The 476-nt window shown below is 69.7% G+C and carries 1 protein-coding gene; it reads right to left on the minus strand.

What is annotated here, in order from left to right; genetic code table 11:
- Positions 1 to 180 precede the first annotated feature (180 nt).
- The coding region (locus HMPREF1207_RS30065) for a hypothetical protein (protein ID WP_196809689.1) at positions 181 to 476 on the minus strand (296 nt) is incomplete at its 5' end.

Raw genomic sequence — 476 nt, forward strand, 5'->3', positions numbered from 1 at the left:
CGAAGTCGCGGAACCAATGGCAGCCGGGACAACAGCAGCACGCTCACCCGAGCTGCAGGCGGCCCAAGAGATCCGGAGGAGTTCGTTATCGGCCGGCGGGAACCCGTGGCCAGCGGGCAGCGGGGAGTTCAATACGGGCGCCGTCGCCGTCGCGCCACAGCCGGCCGCAGGGCGGACCCTTCAGCTTTTCCCGCTTGCTGTCTTCCGGATCTGTCCGAAGGGCGTCGGCGGCCTCCAGGAACGCGGAAACGCGGAACCGATGGAAGCCAGGACAACAGCCAGCACGCCGCCCGAGCTGCAGGCGGCCGAAGATCCGGAGGAGTTCGTTGCCGGCCGGCGGGAACCGGCCAGCGTACAGCGGGGGAGATCAACCCGGGCGCCGTCGCCTACGCGCCACAGAAGGCCGCGGGGCGGCTTCTTCAGCTCTTCCGGACTACTTGCTTCCGGATCCCGTCCGAAGGGCGCCGGCAGCCTCC

It is taken from the genome of Paenibacillus sp. HGH0039 (assembly GCF_000411255.1).
Lineage (GTDB): Bacteria > Bacillota > Bacilli > Paenibacillales > NBRC-103111 > Paenibacillus_F.